At 50.2% G+C, this 18067-nt stretch carries 18 protein-coding genes and 1 riboswitch; all 18 genes read left to right on the forward strand.

The genetic code is table 11. The features are described from left to right. Positions 1 to 51 precede the first annotated feature (51 nt). Positions 52 to 600, forward strand: a complete 549-nt coding sequence (gene pyrR, locus MST20_RS03815) for a bifunctional pyr operon transcriptional regulator/uracil phosphoribosyltransferase PyrR (RefSeq protein ID WP_243940212.1) — start codon at positions 52 to 54, stop codon at positions 598 to 600. 194 nt (positions 601 to 794) lie between these two features. Beyond that, positions 795 to 2099, forward strand: a complete 1305-nt coding sequence (pyrP, locus tag MST20_RS03820) for a uracil permease PyrP (RefSeq protein ID WP_065644086.1) — start codon at positions 795 to 797, stop codon at positions 2097 to 2099. A 144-nt stretch (positions 2100 to 2243) separates the two neighbouring features. Further along, the gene (locus MST20_RS03825; RefSeq protein WP_243940214.1) at positions 2244 to 3164 is read left to right on the forward strand and encodes an aspartate carbamoyltransferase catalytic subunit; all 921 of its coding nucleotides are present in this window, start codon (positions 2244 to 2246) and stop codon (positions 3162 to 3164) included. After that, on the forward strand, positions 3148 to 4434 hold the full coding sequence (locus MST20_RS03830) for a dihydroorotase (protein WP_243940216.1): 1287 nt from the start codon (positions 3148 to 3150) through the stop codon (positions 4432 to 4434). The genes MST20_RS03825 and MST20_RS03830 overlap by 17 nt, the downstream gene beginning before the upstream one ends. Next, positions 4431 to 5525, forward strand: coding sequence for a carbamoyl phosphate synthase small subunit (locus MST20_RS03835; RefSeq protein WP_065644089.1), 1095 nt, complete (start codon positions 4431 to 4433; stop codon positions 5523 to 5525). Before MST20_RS03830 ends, MST20_RS03835 begins: the two co-directional genes overlap by 4 nt. Continuing rightward, complete coding sequence (carB, locus tag MST20_RS03840; protein ID WP_243940218.1) at positions 5510 to 8722, forward strand: carbamoyl-phosphate synthase large subunit; 3213 nt, start codon at positions 5510 to 5512, stop codon at positions 8720 to 8722. Before MST20_RS03835 ends, carB begins: the two co-directional genes overlap by 16 nt. Further along, on the forward strand, positions 8719 to 9489 hold the full coding sequence (locus MST20_RS03845; protein ID WP_243940220.1) for a dihydroorotate dehydrogenase electron transfer subunit: 771 nt from the start codon (positions 8719 to 8721) through the stop codon (positions 9487 to 9489). Before carB ends, MST20_RS03845 begins: the two co-directional genes overlap by 4 nt. After that, a complete protein-coding gene (locus MST20_RS03850) occupies positions 9489 to 10424 on the forward strand; it encodes a dihydroorotate dehydrogenase (RefSeq protein WP_243941148.1) in 936 nt (311 codons plus the stop codon). The genes MST20_RS03845 and MST20_RS03850 overlap by 1 nt, the downstream gene beginning before the upstream one ends. Beyond that, positions 10393 to 11112 carry an orotidine-5'-phosphate decarboxylase gene (gene pyrF / locus MST20_RS03855; RefSeq protein ID WP_165426949.1) on the forward strand — a complete coding sequence of 240 codons (720 nt, stop codon included), beginning with the start codon at positions 10393 to 10395 and terminating at the stop codon, positions 11110 to 11112. The genes MST20_RS03850 and pyrF overlap by 32 nt, the downstream gene beginning before the upstream one ends. Further along, the gene (gene pyrE / locus MST20_RS03860) at positions 11109 to 11738 is read left to right on the forward strand and encodes an orotate phosphoribosyltransferase (RefSeq protein ID WP_279599896.1); all 630 of its coding nucleotides are present in this window, start codon (positions 11109 to 11111) and stop codon (positions 11736 to 11738) included. Before pyrF ends, pyrE begins: the two co-directional genes overlap by 4 nt. Positions 11739 to 11901: 163 nt before the next feature. Next, positions 11902 to 12008: riboswitch (SAM riboswitch) on the forward strand. 103 nt (positions 12009 to 12111) lie between these two features. Further along, positions 12112 to 12228 (forward strand): YezD family protein, encoded by a 117-nt coding sequence (locus MST20_RS03865; protein WP_369878884.1) that lies wholly within the window; start codon positions 12112 to 12114, stop codon positions 12226 to 12228. Positions 12229 to 12314: 86 nt separating this feature from the next. Continuing rightward, positions 12315 to 13016: a phosphoadenylyl-sulfate reductase gene (locus MST20_RS03870; protein ID WP_243941150.1), complete on the forward strand. Its 702-nt coding sequence runs from the start codon at positions 12315 to 12317 to the stop codon at positions 13014 to 13016. Between the two features lie 11 nt (positions 13017 to 13027). After that, complete coding sequence (locus MST20_RS03875) at positions 13028 to 14092, forward strand: inorganic phosphate transporter (RefSeq protein ID WP_065644095.1); 1065 nt, start codon at positions 13028 to 13030, stop codon at positions 14090 to 14092. A gap of 25 nt (positions 14093 to 14117) precedes the next feature. After that, on the forward strand, positions 14118 to 15254 hold the full coding sequence (gene sat, locus MST20_RS03880; RefSeq protein WP_243940224.1) for a sulfate adenylyltransferase: 1137 nt from the start codon (positions 14118 to 14120) through the stop codon (positions 15252 to 15254). A 13-nt stretch (positions 15255 to 15267) separates the two neighbouring features. Then, positions 15268 to 15861, forward strand: a complete 594-nt coding sequence (cysC, locus tag MST20_RS03885; RefSeq protein ID WP_020451337.1) for an adenylyl-sulfate kinase — start codon at positions 15268 to 15270, stop codon at positions 15859 to 15861. A 151-nt stretch (positions 15862 to 16012) separates the two neighbouring features. Continuing rightward, a complete protein-coding gene (gene cobA / locus MST20_RS03890; RefSeq protein ID WP_243940226.1) occupies positions 16013 to 16786 on the forward strand; it encodes a uroporphyrinogen-III C-methyltransferase in 774 nt (257 codons plus the stop codon). Between the two features lies 1 nt (position 16787). Continuing rightward, positions 16788 to 17573: a sirohydrochlorin chelatase gene (locus MST20_RS03895; protein ID WP_243940228.1), complete on the forward strand. Its 786-nt coding sequence runs from the start codon at positions 16788 to 16790 to the stop codon at positions 17571 to 17573. Further along, positions 17554 to 18048 (forward strand): precorrin-2 dehydrogenase/sirohydrochlorin ferrochelatase family protein, encoded by a 495-nt coding sequence (locus tag MST20_RS03900; RefSeq protein ID WP_243940230.1) that lies wholly within the window; start codon positions 17554 to 17556, stop codon positions 18046 to 18048. Before MST20_RS03895 ends, MST20_RS03900 begins: the two co-directional genes overlap by 20 nt. Positions 18049 to 18067 lie beyond the last annotated feature (19 nt).

Raw genomic sequence — 18067 nt, forward strand, 5'->3', positions numbered from 1 at the left:
TATGCAGAAGGGGTTTTTGTTTTATCCTTTAAAAGATGCGGGGTGCTGGCCATGCAAGAACAAGAAAAGGCTGTTGTGCTTGACGAACAGGCGATCAGAAGGGCGCTGACAAGAATCGCCCACGAAATGATTGAACGAAACAAAGGAATGAACAACTGTATCCTAGTCGGAATCAAAACGAGAGGCATTTATCTGGCCAAACGGCTTGCCGAACGGATTGAGCAAATCGAAGGAAACAAAGTCACCGTAGGAGAGCTTGACATCACCCTTTACAGGGATGATCTCTCCAAAAAAACGTCCAATGAAGAGCCTCTTGTCAAAGGAGCGGACATTCCGGCGAACATCACCGATCAAAAGGTGATCGTCGTCGATGACGTGCTTTACACGGGACGGACGGTCAGAGCGGCCATGGATGCGCTCGTCGATGTCGGGCGGCCTTCATCCATCCAGCTCGCGGTGCTTGTCGACCGCGGCCACAGAGAGCTGCCGATCAGAGCAGATTATATCGGGAAAAACATTCCGACATCGAAAACCGAAAAGGTCATGGTTCAATTGGAAGAAGTTGACGGACGCGACCTTGCGGCGATTTATAAAAAGTGAATGACAATCCTTTTTTAAATGCATTCCAGTGAGTTTGCAAAGAGGGATAGAACGAAAGATAGCCGCCTCATCATGCGGCGGATCTTTGTCTGCCTCTTTGCGCAATTTAAGCAAAGAGGCTTTTTTAATGGGCGCAATCTTTTCAGGATATGAAGACATCATAGACAGTGAGTCAACCATCAGGAGGAAAAAATATGAGTCAGAAAAAAGTGAACCTCGGTGTCAGAGAAGTACCAAAACCTTTGAATTGGATAACTTTCAGCCTGCAGCATCTGTTTGCCATGTTCGGGGCGACGATCCTCGTGCCAAAGCTTGTAGGCTTAAGCCCGGGCGTAGCCCTTATTACGAGCGGGCTAGGGACGCTTGCGTATCTCTTGATTACAAAAGGACAGATCCCGGCATACTTAGGTTCATCCTTTGCATTTATTGCACCGATTATCGCGGCAAAAGCCGCCGGAGGCCCTGGTGCGGCCATGATCGGCGCATTTATGGCAGGCATCGCCTACGGGCTGATCGCCCTGCTCATCCAGCAGCTTGGAACGGACTGGCTGATGAGGCTCCTGCCGCCTGTTGTCGTCGGTCCGGTCATTATCGTCATCGGACTCGGACTGGCAAGCACGGCTGTCAATATGGCCATGTATGAAGATTCTGGAGCAAAAGAGCTCGTCTACAGCGCCAAACATTTTGGCGTCGCAGGATTCACACTCGCGCTCACCATAATCTGCGCGATTTTCTTAAGAGGGTTTTTCAGCCTGATTCCGGTCTTGATCGGTATTATCGGCGGGTACTTGTTCGCCCTGACCCAAGGCATCGTCGACTTCCAGATGGTACTTGACGCAAAATGGTTTGCTGTTCCTGATTTCGTCATTCCGTTTGTCGACTATACGCCGAGCGCGGCGGCTGTCGGAATCGGAATCGCCATGGTGCCCGTTGCTTTCGTGACCATGTCAGAACATATCGGCCACCAAATGGTATTAAGCAAAGTCGTCGGTCAGGATTTCATTAAGAAGCCCGGGCTTCACCGCTCGATTTTCGGCGACAGCGTCGCAACGATGCTGGCATCATGCATCGGCGGACCGCCGACAACGACTTACGGAGAAAACATCGGCGTACTCGCCATCACAAGAGTATTCAGCGTATTTGTCATCGGCGGAGCGGCTGTCATTGCACTGTGCTTCGGGTTTATCGGCAAAATTTCGGCCCTGATCAGTTCTGTCCCTTCTGCAGTCATGGGAGGCGTTTCCTTCCTCCTGTTCGGTATCATCGCATCAAGCGGACTGCGCATGCTGATCGATAACAAAATTGACTTAGAAAACAAGCGAAACCTGATCATCTCATCCGTCATTCTCGTCATCGGAGTGGGCGGCGCATTTATCAAAATCTCAGGGTTCGAGCTGTCAAGCATGGCGCTTGCAGCGATCGTCGGAGTGATTTTAAACCTTGTCCTGCCTGAATCAAAGGGAGATCAGGACGGGATTGAAATAGAAGAGCATATTTAAAAACCTTTTAAATGAAGTCCAGAGAGGCTTGAAAGGGTTGCGGAGAGAGAAGTGCTAAAAAGCGCATTCTCTGATTCACTGTACCCCAAGCCGTTATAGCTTGGGGTTTTTTTACGGGAAATTAAAGCCTGAGGGGGAGAAAAAATGAAACACTTGACCGCAATGAATGAGCTTAGTCTTGAGGATATTCACGAGCTGATTGAAGAGGCGAGAGAGCTGAAAAAAGGCAAGTCCGATTCCGTCCTCTCCGGAAAGTTTGCTGCCAATCTGTTTTTTGAACCGAGCACAAGAACGCGCTTCAGCTTCGAAGTGGCTGAGAAGAAACTCGGCATGAATGTGTTGAACCTGGACGGTGTTTCAACAAGCGTACAAAAAGGAGAATCGTTGTACGATACCGTCAAGACACTCGAATCCATCGGCGCTGATGTATGTGTGATCAGACACTCTCAAGATCATTATTATGATGAACTCATCGGACACGTCGGCATTCCGGTGATCAATGCCGGAGACGGCTGCGGTCAGCATCCCACTCAATCTTTGCTCGACTTGATGACGATTCACGAGGAATGGGGCAGTTTTGCAGGACTGACGGTATCTATACACGGAGATATCAAACACAGCAGAGTGGCAAGGTCGAATGCCGAAGTGCTGACAAGACTCGGAGCAAAGGTTCTTTTCTCAGGTCCAGCCGAATGGCGGGATGAAGACAATCCCTATGGGACATATGTGTCGCCTGACGAAGCGGTCGCAAATTCGGATGTCGTGATGCTTCTCCGGATTCAGCACGAACGTCATGAGAAAAAGGCGGCAGAACGCGATTATCTTGAAACTTTCGGACTGTCGCTGAAGCGGGCGGAGCTCCTGAAAAAAGACGCGGTCATCATGCACCCTGCGCCTGTCAACAGAGGTGTCGAGATTGACAGTGCGCTTGTCGAATCCGCTCAGTCGAGGATTTTCAAACAAATGGAAAACGGTGTATATATCAGAATGGCGGTTTTAAAAAGAGCGCTTCTAAACGGCAAAAACAAAAAAAGGGGAGATCAGGCTTATGTCTTATTTAATTAAAAACGGCTTCATACTCGACGAAAAAGGCGAAAAAGTACAACTCGATATCAGGGTTGAAGGCGATTCAATCAGCGAAATCGGAAACCTTGAGGCCGCTTTGGGAGAAACGGTTATCGATGCCGATGGACTTTTCGTCTCGCCAGGGCTTGTTGACCTTCACGTTCACTTCAGAGAGCCGGGCGGCGAGAAGAAAGAGACGATCGAAACAGGTGCAAAAGCTGCAGCGAGAGGCGGGTTTACAACTGTCGCCGCAATGCCGAATACGCGGCCTGTCCCCGATACGAAAGAGCAGATGGAGTGGCTCGTCAACCGCATTGACGAAACGGCATCTGTCAGAGTGCTGCCGTATGCTTCCATCACCATCAGACAAACAGGTCAGGAAATGACCGACTTCGAAGGGCTGACAGACGCAGGTGCGTTCGCGTTTACCGATGACGGCGTCGGCGTTCAAACGGCGGGGATGATGTATGAAGCGATGAAAAAAGCGGCTTCGATCGATAAAGCGATTGTCGCCCACTGTGAAGACAATTCATTGATTTACGGCGGCAGTGTACACGATGGGGAATTTGCCAAAGCCAACGGTTTAAACGGGATTCCTTCAGTGTGCGAAGCGGTTCACATCGCAAGGGACGTGCTTCTTGCCGAAGCGGCAGGCTGCCATTACCATGTCTGTCATATCAGCACGAAGGAATCGGTCAGGGTCGTCCGCGATGCCAAAAAAGCGGGAATCCGCGTGACAGCGGAAGTGACGCCGCACCATCTGCTCCTTTCAGACAGTGACATTCCCGGTCTTGATACAAATTATAAAATGAATCCGCCGCTCAGAAGTCCGGAAGACAGAGAAGCGCTCCTTGAGGGGCTTAGAGACGGAACAATCGATTTTATCGCAACGGATCATGCCCCTCATACAGAAGAAGAAAAACAACAGACGATGAGCCTGGCGCCATTTGGGATTGTCGGCTTGGAGACGGCTTTTCCGCTCCTTTACACGCACTTTGTCAAAACAGGCAAATGGACGCTGAAACAGCTGCACGATTATATGACGGTCAAACCTTGCGAGGCGTTCGGACTTCCTTACGGGAAGCTTGAAGCCGGAAGGTCCGCGGATATTACGCTCATAGATCTTGAACGCGAAGAAAAAATTGACAAAAGCACCTTTCTTTCTAAAGGGAAAAACACGCCGTTTGACGGCATCAGCTGCTTCGGCTGGCCGGTTATGACAATGGCAAATGGAAAACTCGTTTACCAAGAGGGGAGACTTGTAAAATGAAAAGACGTCTTGTACTAGAAAACGGAACGATTTTTGAAGGGGAAGCTTTCGGCAGCCTGGAAAATACGATGGGAGAAGTCGTATTCAACACGGGGATGACAGGCTATCAAGAAATCCTCTCAGACCCGTCATACTGCGGACAAATTGTCACCCTGACCTACCCGCTGATCGGGAACTACGGGATCAACAGAGACGACTTTGAATCCATCACCCCTTATGTAAAAGGGTTTATCGTAAAGGAATTATGTCAACTTCCGTCAAACTGGCGCTCTGCTTATACCCTTGATGAATATTTAAAAATGAAGAACATCCCGGGACTCTCAGGGATTGACACGAGAAAGCTGACAAGAATGATCAGAACGGCAGGTACGCTGAAAGGGGTTTTCGCCGGCCCGGAAGAAGATGCTGAGGCTTTGGTTCAAAAGCTGAAAGAATCGAACCTTCCGACCGATCAGGTCAGCCAAGTTTCAACAAAAACGGCATATCCGAGCCCTGGGAGAGGGAAGCGAATCGTGCTTGTCGATTTCGGAATGAAGCACGGCATCTTAAGGGAGCTGAACAAGCGCAAATGCGATGTGATCGTTGTTCCTCACAATGTAACGGCAGAAGAAGTGATGCAGCTGAAGCCTGACGGCGTGATGCTGTCAAACGGACCCGGAGATCCAACGGACGTACCTGAAGCGATTGCGATGATCCAAAACATTCTCGGCAAGGTTCCATTGTTCGGCATCTGTCTCGGCCATCAGCTGTTTGCCCTCGCCTGCGGAGCAAAGACGGCGAAAATGAAATTCGGACACCGCGGTTCCAACCATCCGGTTAAAGAGCTTGCAACCGGGAGAGTATCAATTACGGCTCAAAACCACGGCTATACCGTATCTTCTGTTGAAAACACGCCGCTTGAAGTGACACATGTGGCGATTAATGACGACACAATCGAAGGGCTTAAACATAAACACGAACCGGCTTTCACAGTTCAATACCATCCGGAAGCTTCACCGGGACCGGAAGACGCCAACCATTTATTTGATCAATTTTTACACATGATTGAAACCACAGAGAAAGAAGGGGAAGCGGTATGCCTAAACGCGTAGATATCAAAAAGATTTTGGTGATCGGATCAGGGCCGATTATTATCGGGCAGGCGGCGGAATTTGATTATGCGGGCACACAGGCCTGCCTCGCTTTAAAAGAAGAAGGCTATGAAGTCATTCTCGTCAACTCGAATCCGGCGACGATCATGACGGATACGGAAATGGCCGACCGTGTATATATCGAACCGCTGACGCTTGAATTTTTAACACGGATCATCCGCAAAGAGCGGCCGGACGCCATTTTGCCGACATTGGGCGGGCAGACGGGCCTCAACTTGGCGGTCGAACTGTCCGAGCACGGCATCCTGGCTGAGTGCGGCGTTGAAGTGCTCGGCACGAAATTGGCAGCGATCCAACAAGCGGAGGACCGCGACTTGTTCAGAAGCCTGATGAATGAGTTGAATGAACCGGTTCCGGAAAGCGAGATCATCCACTCGCTCGAGGAAGCGCACGAATTCGTCGAGCGCATCGGCTTCCCCGTCATCGTCCGGCCGGCATACACGCTTGGCGGAACAGGCGGAGGCATCTGCTCAAACGAAGACGAGCTGAAGGAAATTGTTGAAAACGGCTTAAAAATGAGCCCGGTTCATCAATGTCTGCTTGAAAAGAGCATCGCCGGCTACAAAGAAATTGAGTATGAAGTCATGAGAGACTCGAGCGATCACGCGATCGTCGTCTGCAATATGGAAAACATCGATCCGGTCGGGATTCATACCGGGGACAGTATCGTTGTCGCGCCGAGCCAGACGCTGAGCGACCGCGAATACCAAATGCTTCGCAATGTATCGCTGAAAATCATCCGCGCGCTAGAAATCGAAGGCGGCTGTAACGTTCAGCTGGCGCTTGATCCGGACAGCTTTCAGTACTACATCATCGAGGTAAACCCACGGGTCAGCCGTTCATCAGCGCTTGCCTCAAAAGCGACGGGCTATCCGATCGCAAAGCTGGCCGCTAAAATCGCCGTCGGTTTGTCTCTTGACGAAATGATGAATCCTGTTACAGGAAAAACGTACGCGTCTTTCGAACCTGCGCTCGACTATGTCGTTTCAAAAATACCGCGCTGGCCGTTTGATAAATTCGAATCGGCAAACCGCAGGCTCGGCACGCAGATGAAAGCGACGGGCGAAGTGATGGCGATCGGAAGAACGTGGGAGGAATCACTCCTGAAAGCGGTCCGTTCTCTTGAAGCGGATGTCTATCACCTGGAGCTGAAAGATGCCGGTGAGATCTCAAATGAAGTGCTTGAAAAACGGATTAAAAAAGCGGGAGACGAACGGCTCTTTTACTTGGCCGAAGCGTTTAGAAGAGGATACACAGTCAGCGATCTCCACGAATTTTCGGAAATTGACCTGTTCTTCCTGCACAAGCTTGAGGGAATCATTCGCTTTGAAGAGAGGCTGAAAGCCGGGCGCGGCGACCTCGGTCTTTTAAAAGAAGCAAAAGAGCTCGGTTTTTCAGACCGCTTCATCAGCCTTCTCTGGGAGATGCCTGAACGAAAGCTTTATGATCTTAGAAAAGAAGCAAGCATCACGCCTGTATATAAAATGGTTGATACATGCGCGGCCGAATTTGAATCGGAAACACCTTATTTCTACAGCACATATGAAGAGGAAAATGAATCGGTCAGAACAGACAAAAACAGCGTCATCGTTCTTGGCTCGGGTCCGATCCGAATCGGCCAGGGGGTCGAATTCGATTATGCGACCGTGCATTCGGTCTGGGCGATAAAAGAAGCCGGCTATGAAGCAATCATTATCAACAACAATCCTGAGACGGTTTCAACGGACTTCAGCATTTCCGACAAGCTCTACTTTGAGCCGCTTACTGTTGAAGATGTCATGCATATCATCGATTTGGAGCAGCCGAAAGGCGTCGTCGTTCAGTTTGGCGGACAGACTGCGATCAACCTTGCCGACGAGCTCGCGGAGCGGGGCGTCGCCATTCTCGGAACATCTCTTGAAGATTTGGACCGCGCCGAGGATCGCGACAAGTTCGAACAGACGCTTGAAACGCTGCATGTGCCTCAGCCGCTCGGAAAAACGGCGACATCTGTGGAAGGCGCCGTTGAAATCGCAGCCAACATCGGCTATCCGGTGCTTGTCCGCCCATCGTATGTACTTGGGGGACGTGCGATGGAGATCGTCTACCAGGAAGCAGAGCTTCTCCATTATATGGAGAATGCAGTGAAAATCAATCCGCAGCACCCTGTCCTGATCGATAAATATTTGACCGGAAAGGAAATTGAAGTGGATGCGATTTCTGACGGTGAAACGGTCGTCATTCCGGGGATTATGGAGCACATCGAACGGGCCGGCGTCCACTCGGGGGATTCGATTGCCGTTTACCCGCCGCAATCCCTTTCAGAGGACATCAAGAAAAAGATTGAAGCATACACGATTAAGCTTGCAAAAGGCTTAAACATCGTCGGCCTGCTCAACATTCAGTTTGTCCTTTCAAAAGAGGAGGTTTACGTGCTTGAAGTTAACCCGAGATCGAGCCGCACGGTGCCGTTTCTCAGCAAAATCACTGGCATTCCGATGGCCAATCTTGCAACAAAAGTGATTCTCGGCGGGAAGCTTGCCGATATGGGCTATACAGAAGGCCTCCAAAAAGAGCAGGAAGGCGTATATGTGAAAGTGCCGGTCTTCTCGTTTGCAAAGCTGAGGAGAGTGGATATCACGCTCGGACCGGAAATGAAGTCGACCGGGGAAGTCATGGGCAAAGACAGCACTTTGGAAAAAGCGCTATACAAAGGACTGATCGCTTCAGGCATCCAAATTCCGAACTACGGCTCTGTTCTCCTGACAGTTGCTGATAAAGATAAAGAGGAAGGACTATTGATCGCCAAGCGGTTCCATGCGATCGGCTATAAAATATTGGCTACGGAAGGAACGGCCGGCTATTTAAGAGACGCATCCGTACCTGTTAAAACCGTCGGGAAAATCGGCGAAGAAGGCACAAATCTCCTTGATGTCATTCGAAACGGGGAAGCGCAGTTCGTCGTCAATACGCTGACAAAAGGGAAGCAGCCGGCAAGAGACGGCTTCAGAATCAGACGCGAATCCGTTGAAAACGGAGTCGCCTGCCTGACATCCCTTGATACGGCGGAAGCGATTTTGCGGGTGCTAGAAAGCATGAGCTTCCGCGCCGATCATATGCCGGCGATTAAAATCGAGCAAAAGGCGGCCGTCAGATGAGAAAAGGGTATATGACAGTCCGTTCAAACAAGTGTATCGCGGATCATATTTATCAAATGGTGCTGGAAGGGGAGATTGCCGAAGTTTGCGGCGCTCCCGGCCAGTTCCTTCACATCAAGGTCTCAGACTCCCTCACGCCGCTTTTGAGGCGGCCGATCAGCATCGCCGCTATCAACAGAGCCGCCCGGCAGGTGACCATCATCTTTCGCAAGGATGGGGAAGGCACGAGCCTCCTGTCTTTAAAACAGGAAGGAGATCAGATCGATGTCCTCGGTCCGCTCGGCAACGGTTTTCCGGCTGAATCGCTTGAACCGGGGAAAACGGCTCTTCTCGTCGGAGGGGGGATCGGTGTTCCGCCGCTTTACGAGCTGAGCAAACAGCTGACAAATAGAGGGGTGCACACGATCCATGTGTTAGGATTTGCTTCTGCAAAAGATGTCTTTTACGAACAGGAATTCAGCCGTTTCGGCCGGGTGTATGTGGCAACCGCAGACGGCACCCGCGGTTCAAAGGGGTTTGTTACAGATGTCATTGAAAACGAGGGGCTTCAGTTTGACTGCATAATGGCTTGCGGACCGACACCGATGCTGAAAGCTTTAAAACAGCGCTATCCGGATAAAGAGGTTTATCTGTCGATGGAAGAGCGCATGGGATGCGGGATCGGCGCTTGCTTTGCCTGTGTTTGCCATACGGAAGAAAGCGAAACTTCTTATGTGAAGGTATGCCTTGACGGCCCTGTTTTCAAAGCTCAGGAGGTGCTGTTATGATGCTTGAAGTCAATTTGCCGGGCCTTCAATTAAAAAATCCGATCATGCCGGCTTCAGGCTGCTTCGGATTCGGGAGAGAATTTGCGAACTTTTACGATCTTTCACGTCTCGGTGCGATCATGATTAAAGCGACGACGAGCGAACCGCGCTTCGGGAATCCGACGCCGCGCGTCGCCGAGACACAAGCCGGCATGCTTAATGCCATCGGCCTGCAAAATCCGGGATTAAAGGCTGTCATGGAACGCGAATTGCCATGGCTTGAACAGTTCGACACACCGATTATCGCCAATGTCGCCGGCTCGCAGATCGACGATTATGTTGAAGTGGCTGAAGAAATCAGCAAAGCGCCGAACGTTCATGCGCTCGAGCTGAATATTTCCTGCCCTAACGTGAAAACGGGAGGCATCGCCTTTGGCACACAGCCGGAAATGGCCGGCGAGCTGACGAAAGCGGTGAAAGAGGTTGCGAGCGTCCCCGTCTATGTGAAGCTGTCGCCGAATGTCGCGAACATTACCGACATCGCGCTTGCCATAGAAGAAGCGGGAGCGGACGGTTTGACGATGATCAACACGCTGATCGGGATGCGGATCGACTTAAAAACGGGAAAGCCGATCTTGGCGAACAAAACCGGCGGGTTATCGGGCCCTGCCGTTAAACCGGTGGCCATCAGAATGGTGCATGAAGTCAGCCAGAAAGTCAGCATTCCGATCATCGGCATGGGCGGTGTCCAGTCAGCCGAAGATGTGCTTGAGTTTTTGCTGGCGGGTGCGAGCGCAGTCGCCGTCGGCACGGCAAACTTCGTTAATCCGTTTGCTTGTCCCGACATCATCGCCGATTTGCCGCGCGTTTTAGAAAAATACGGATACCATTCGTTAAACGAGTGTGTCGGAAGGAGCTGGAAGGATGAAACATACGCCGCCCATCATCGCGCTTGATTTTGCATCAGCACAGGAAACATATGCGTTTTTGGACCGGTTTCATGGAGAAGAGCTTTTCGTGAAGGTGGGCATGGAGCTTTTTTATCAGGAAGGACCGGCCATCCTTGAAAAGTTGCAGGAGCGCGGCTGCCGCATTTTCCTTGATCTAAAATGCCACGACATTCCAACGACCGTATACAAGGCGATGAAAAGGCTGGCGGGGTTTGGCGTCAGCCTTGTCAATGTGCACGCAGCAGGCGGAAAGCAAATGATGGAGTCGGCGCTTGAAGGCCTTGAAGCGGGGACTCCGGCAGGCCGGAAACGCCCTTCATTAATTGCTGTGACCCAGCTGACAAGCACGTCTTCAGAAATGCTTCAGCATGAGCTGCTGATTGAAACGCCGCTTCTCGATACAGTTGTTCACTACAGCAAGCTGGCTGAAAAAAGCGGACTTGACGGCGTCGTCTGCTCCGTCCATGAAGCCGAACACATTTACCGGGCCGCGTCATTAGATTTTCTGACCGTGACACCCGGAATTCGCATGGCGGATGACAAAAACAACGACCAGGTCCGGGTGGCGACACCTGGCTACGCAAGGGAAAAAGGCGTGTCGGCGATCGTTGTCGGCCGTTCGATTACACAGGCGGAAGATCCTGTGTCAGCCTACAGAAGAATAGGACATGAGTGGGAGGGAACCAAGGCATGAAAACAGACATTGCAAACCATTTATTAAGAATCAAAGCGGTTTTCCTGCGCCCGAACGAGCCGTTTACATGGGCGAGCGGCATCCTGTCGCCCATCTACTGCGACAATCGTTTGACGCTTTCATATCCGGAAGTAAGGAATGATATAGCTTCAGGGCTTGCCGGACTGATTCAAGACAAGTTTCCCGGAGCCGAAATGATCGCCGGTACGGCAACCGCGGGAATCCCCCATGCCGCGCTTGCCGCCGACAGGCTGAGCCTGCCGATGTGCTACGTCAGAAGCAAACCGAAAGCCCACGGCAAAGGAAACCAAATTGAAGGCGCTGTTGTAAAAGGACAGAAAGTCGTTTTGATCGAAGATTTAATTTCAACGGGAGGGAGCGTCCTTGAAGCGGCAGCCGCTCTCACAGAGGCGGGATGTGAAGTGCTCGGTGTCGCCGCGATTTTCACTTACGGGCTTCCTAAAGCCGCCGCCGCCTTCAGCGAAGCGGGCGTTGAATACCGCACGCTGACTGATTACGATACATTGACAGAAGCTGCGCTTGCCGGCGGATATATCAGCGAACAGGATGCCGCCAAACTGAAAGAATGGAAAGCGGACCCTGAAAGCAAGTCTTGGATGGACTAATGAAAAAAGCCGTATTCTCCTAATGAGAGAACGGCTTTTTTTGCGTCTTTTTACAGATTTAAAAATAGTAAAATCGGATTATTTTTATTTTTTATTAATCCTATAAAAAAAGTCGGGTTGACTTTTATTCGAATTGTGCTAAAATTTTAAAATAACAAAAGCAAACTTATCAAGAGCGGTGGAGGGACTGGTCCGATGAAACCCGGCAACCTGCGTGTGAAGCGTAAGGTGCTACTTCCAGCAAAATGCCCTCATTTTGAGAGATAAGGAATAGCGGAGTTCCTCGTCTTTCTTTCAAAATTGGAAGAAAGATTTTAATTTTTTAGGGGCAGAGGAGGAGCTAGAAGTGAAGACAGATGAACAGCTTGAAAAGGTGATCATCAAAATGAAAGACATGCTGAAAGACATGAATTACGGATCGATCACATTCGTTGTTCAGGACGGCAAAGTCATTCAAATCGAAAAAAATGAAAAAATAAGATTGAAATAGCTGACTAGACAAACTAGAGGCGGTTTTCACAGTTTTTTTCTGCTGGAAGCCGTTTTTTTGTTGGCGAAAAAAAGGGGGAACCGAAAATTTTTACTTACAGCACATGGGAGGAACCGAATATCTCTTTTCAGGAAGATGACTCTTATAAAGGAGCGCTGTCCGTCTTGAAATGGGCGTACGGGCATTACGGGGATCAGCTTGTATATGCGTGCAGCTTCGGAATTGAGGGGATCGTCCTGATCGATTTGATTTATAAGGTGAAAAAAGATGCGGTCATCGTTTTCCTTGATACGGGACTTCATTTTAAAGAAACGTATGAAACGATCGACGCTGTCAAAGAACGATATCCAGGCCTTCAGATTATCATGAAAACACCGGAGCTTACCGTCGAAGAGCAGGCGAAAGAATATGGGGACGAACTGTGGAAGACCGCTCCGAATTCCTGCTGTGAAATGAGGAAAGTCATTCCTCTCCGCGAGACGCTTTCAGGCTACCCGGCGTGGCTGTCGGGCCTGCGCCGCGAGCAATCGCCCGGGCGGAGCAAAACGAACTTTTTGAACAAAGATGAAAAATTCAAGTCCATCAAAGTTTGTCCGCTCATTCATTGGACGTGGAAGGATATTTGGAGATATGTGACAAAGCACGATCTCCCGTACAATCCGCTTCATGATCAAGGCTACCCGAGCATCGGCTGCGCTCCGTGCACATCTCCGGCCTTTACAATGGATGATCTTCGATCTGGCCGCTGGAACGGATCGGCTAAAACAGAATGCGGATTACACGAGTAAGGAGATGAGTCATGGAACTTGCCGCCATTTTATTTAGCATGTTTTTTGCGATGAATATCGGAGCGAGCGGTGCAGCTGCTTCAATGGGAATCGCCTATGGATCTGAAGCAGTCAAAAAGAAGTTTCACGCACTTATAATCTGTGCAGCAGGCGTTCTCTCGGGCGCCGTCATCGGCGGAGGAAACGTCGTGAAAACGATCAGCTCAGGCATTATTCCCGAACGGGTGATTTCGCTTGAAATCGTCTGCATTATTATCGGATCGGCGGCACTGTCGCTCTTTATCGCAAATGTACTCGGCATCCCGCTTTCGACAAGTGAAGTGACGGTCGGATCTGTTGTCGGAGTAGGTGTCGCTTACCAGGTTTTGTATGTGAAATCTTTGCTTGTCATCGTCTCATTTTGGGTCGTTGTACCAATCGTCGCTTTTACATTTACATTTGCGATGGCAAACATCATGAAAAAAACGATCAAACGTCCAGCCGCGGGAAAGAAAGCAAAGGTTTTGGCGGTGATTCTGTTGATCACCGGGTTTTTTGAAGCCTTCTCAGCAGGCATGAACAATGTCGCAAATGCTGTCGGACCTCTGGTGGCGGCGCATGTTTTGACAGTCGGGGAAGGAACGCTCTATGGCGGACTGTTTGTCGCGCTGGGCGCCCTTTTACTGGGCAGGCGCGTTCTTGAAACAAACGGCAAAAAAATTACGAGATTTTCAAAAGGAGAGGGGATCATCCTTTCCGGAACGGGAGCCGGGCTTGTCATCATCAGTTCGATTTTCGGTTTGCCGGTTCCGCTTGCGCAAGTCACATCATCTTCTATTATAGGGATGGGAATGGCAAAAAACGGCGGCAATGTCTTTCATAAACAAGTGGTCAAAACGATGCTGAAAGTATGGGTCGTCTCGCCGTTCCTTTCATTAAGCCTGTCTTATATGCTGGTCAGCCTTTTATTAAAAGGAGACTATTATGCTCTCATCGTCGTCACAAGCGTCCTTCTGGCATCTGTCGGAACGATCAGCCTGATGAGAGCGGTCAAAAAAGAGCACAGCTCCGTCCATGAACAAGGCGGAGGAATTTAAACACAAAGTAGGGGGAAACAAGTTTATGAGTTTAGCACCACACGGCGGTGTATTGGTAAACCGCGTCAATGAAGCATACGATTTTCAACATATCGCACAGGAAATTGAGCTTGATTTAATGGCTTTTTCAGATTTGGAGCTGATCGGAATCGGCGCATACAGCCCGATCCAAGGCTTTATGACAGAGAAAGACTATCTGTCTGTTGTCGAAAATATGAGACTGTCAAGCGGCGAAGTATGGACGCTTCCGATCGCTCTGCCCGTTGACGAGCAAAAAGCTTCAAGCTTAAAAGCGGGGGACACCGTCCGCCTCACCTATAATGGGGAAACATACGGCGTCATTGAGATCGAAGACATCTATGCGCCGGACAAGAAAACGGAAGCCGTCAATATCTATAAAACCGACGAACTGGAACATCCGGGCGTCAAAAAATTGTTTGACCGCGGCAGCGTTTATGTGGGCGGGCCGATCACGCTCATTAAACGGAGCGTCAAGCAATTCCCGGCGCACACATTTGATCCTCTGGAAACACGAAAAAAATTCGCAGAACTCGGCTGGAAAACAATCGTCGGATTCCAGACGAGAAATCCGGTTCACAGAGCGCACGAATACATTCAAAAAACGGCGCTCGAGACGGTAGACGGCCTTTTCCTCAATCCGCTCGTCGGGGAAACAAAATCAGACGATATTCCGGCTGATGTCCGCATGGAAAGCTATCAGGTGCTGCTTGACGGCTACTATCCGAAAGACCGCGTCTTCCTCGGCGTTTTTCCGGCGGCGATGCGCTATGCGGGGCCGAAGGAAGCGATCTTCCATGCGCTTGTCAGAAAGAACTACGGATGCACGCACTTTATCGTCGGAAGAGACCATGCCGGAGTCGGCGATTACTACGGCACATATGAAGCGCAGGAGCTGTTCGATCAGTTCGCACCGGAAGAGATCGGCATTACGCCGCTGAAATTCGAACACAGCTTCTACTGCAATGTCTGCGGTTCAATGGCGACGGCGAAAACGTGCCCTCACGGCAAAGAACATCATGTCATTTTGTCCGGCACAAAAGTGAGGGGCATGCTGAGAAACGGCGAGTTCCCGCCGAGCACATTCAGCCGTCCAGAAGTTATTCAAACATTAATCAAAGGCTTAACGGCCGGGGTTTCTTAAGGGGGAGCATCTCTTGGTAAATAAAGATATTGTCTGGCATGAAGCGTCCATTACAAAACGGGAATATCATGAGAAAAATAAACATAAAAGCTCGATCGTTTGGCTGACGGGCTTGAGCGGTTCAGGAAAATCAACGATTGCCAACGCCGCAGCGCGTGAGTTGTTTGAACAAGGCTACCAGGTCACGGTGCTCGACGGCGACAACGTCAGGCACGGGCTGAACAAGGACCTCGGGTTTTCCGATGAAGACCGGAAGGAAAACATCCGCCGGATCGGCGAGGTCGCGAAGCTCTTTGTCGAACAGGGGACGATCGTCATTACGGCGTTCATTTCCCCTTTTAAAGAAGACCGCGGGCTTGTCAGACAGCTTGTCGAGGAAGATGAGTTTCACGAAGTCTATGTGAAATGCGATTTGGCGACGTGCGAGGAGCGCGACCCGAAAGGCTTGTACAAAAAAGCGAGAAACGGAGAAATTCCATTTTTCACGGGGATCGATTCGCCTTATGAAGAACCTGAAACGCCTGAGCTTGTCCTTGATACAGGCGCACATAACCGGGAAGAGTGCAAAAATCAGCTCGTCCAATACGTGAAAGATCAAACGAAATAAAATGCGGATGAATAGGAAAGTGCTGCACATGCACTTTCTTATTTCATAAAGAAAACGTTTGGTTTTTGTGATATTTTCAGGCACCAAACGCTTTCTTTATGATTTATAATGAATTGAAGAAGACGTTGAGCAGATCGGGGGGAGATCTAAGATGGGGAAAGTATATATCGTTGGGGCAGGTCCTGGAGACCCCGATTTACTGACGATCAAAGCTTTAAAAGCCATCCAGACAGCCGATGTCATTTTGTATGACAGGCTTGTGAATAAACAGATTTTACAGCACGCCAAGGAGGAAGCGGATCTCATCTACTGCGGAAAGCTTCCGGACTACCACATGATGAAGCAGGAAACAATCAATCATTTTCTCGTCAAGTATGCGAAAAAAGGGAAAACCGTTGTCAGGCTGAAAGGCGGTGATCCTTTCGTATTCGGCAGAGGCGGGGAGGAAGCGCAAACCCTCGCTGAACACGGAGTTGCTTATGAAATCGTGCCGGGAATCACCTCGGGGATTGCCGCTGCTGCTTATGCGGGCATTCCGGTGACACACCGGGAAGCGAGTTCAAACGTCGCTTTCGTGACAGGCCATTATCAAAAAGAAGAAAACTTTGAAGAGAAGTGGAAAGCGTTAGCCACAGGGATCGATACGCTTGTCATTTATATGGGGATTAAAAACGTGAAGCAAATCGAAAGGCTTCTGATCGAAAACGGCAGAGATCCGTCTACACCTGCCGCTTTCATTCATTGGGGAACGACGGACAAACAAAAAACGGTGCTTTGCACGGTTGAAACGCTTGCCGGTACCGTCGAAAGCGAAAAGATTGAAAACCCGAGCCTGATTGTCATCGGGGATGTCGTTCAATTCAGCTCACAGTTAAGCTGGTTTGAACCAGAGCTGAAAGATCCGGCATTAAGCGAGGCGCTTTAATATGAAACAAGCGATTTTATATATCGGCCACGGTAGCCGTCTGAAAAGAGCCCAAACAGAGGCAGCCGCTTTTTTGGAGAGCTGCAAAGAAAACATGTCCGCCCCCATTCAGGAAATTTCTTTTTTGGAACTGGCGGCACCGGATATCGAAACCGGCTTTAAAGCCTGTGTGGAAAAGGGAGCGACCCATATCGCGGCTGTGCCGCTTCTCCTCTTGACAGCCGCGCATGCCAAAAGGGACATCCCTGAGGAACTTGCCCGTGCTTCTTCTCAGTACCCTGCCGTCAGCGTCACTTACGGAAAGCCGATCGGCGTCAATCAGGAAGTCGTCAAAGCGGTTTTTACAAGGATCGAAGAAACGGGGACGCCATATGAACATGCAAGAGTCGTGGTGATCGGAAGGGGGAGCTCAGATCCGGATGTCAAACGGGATGTCTATGACATTTGCGAGCGGCTGAGAGGCCTCACGCCCGTTGACGAAGTCATTCCCTGCTTTATGACAGCCTGTGAACCGCACTACCTGGATGTGTTTAAACAGCTGAAAGAACGGGACGGAAAAACGACATTCATCGTGCCGTATCTGCTGTTTACCGGTATGCTGATGAACGAGATTGAAAGGGAAACCGCCAAGCTGAAAGAAACCAATCCGGATGTCGTGCTGACGGATTACCTCGGCTTTCACCCCCATGTTAAAAATGCCTTTTTGCACCGCGTGGAGGAAGCGGTTATCAACAAAGCCGGGCGCTTTGGATTTACAGGAGCATCAGATGCTGCCGCTTCACATTAACATCAAAGGCAAAGCCGCAGTCATTGCGGGCGGGGGAAAGATCGCGGCGCGGCGGCTGAAAACGGTGCTGGCAGAAGGTGCAGCCGCAACCGTCATCAGCCCTGAAGCATCAGAAGAGATGCTCGGATTGATCGAAGAGAACGGCATCGAATGGAAGAAGAAAAAAGCGGAGCCCGGCGATTTCAAGGATGCATTTCTGATCATTCTCGCGACCGATGATCACGAGGCGAACAAGCGGATCGCCGCATCAGCTGCTCCTGATCAGCTTGTCAATGTTGCGAGTGAAGCGGAGCTTGGAAATGTGTATGTTCCGAAAATCATCAACAGAGGAAACATAACCATATCCGTCTCGACAAACGGAGCCAGTCCGCGTCACACGATCAAGCTGGCCGGACAGATTGATGATTTGATCGATGATGAGCTCGTCCAAGAGATCGACGAGCTTCTCCGTAAAAGAAGAGGCCTGAACTCTTGAGGTTCAGGCCTTTTGGCAA

Source organism: Bacillus sp. B19-2, from assembly GCF_022832475.1.
Classification (GTDB): domain Bacteria; phylum Bacillota; class Bacilli; order Bacillales; family Bacillaceae; genus Bacillus; species Bacillus paralicheniformis.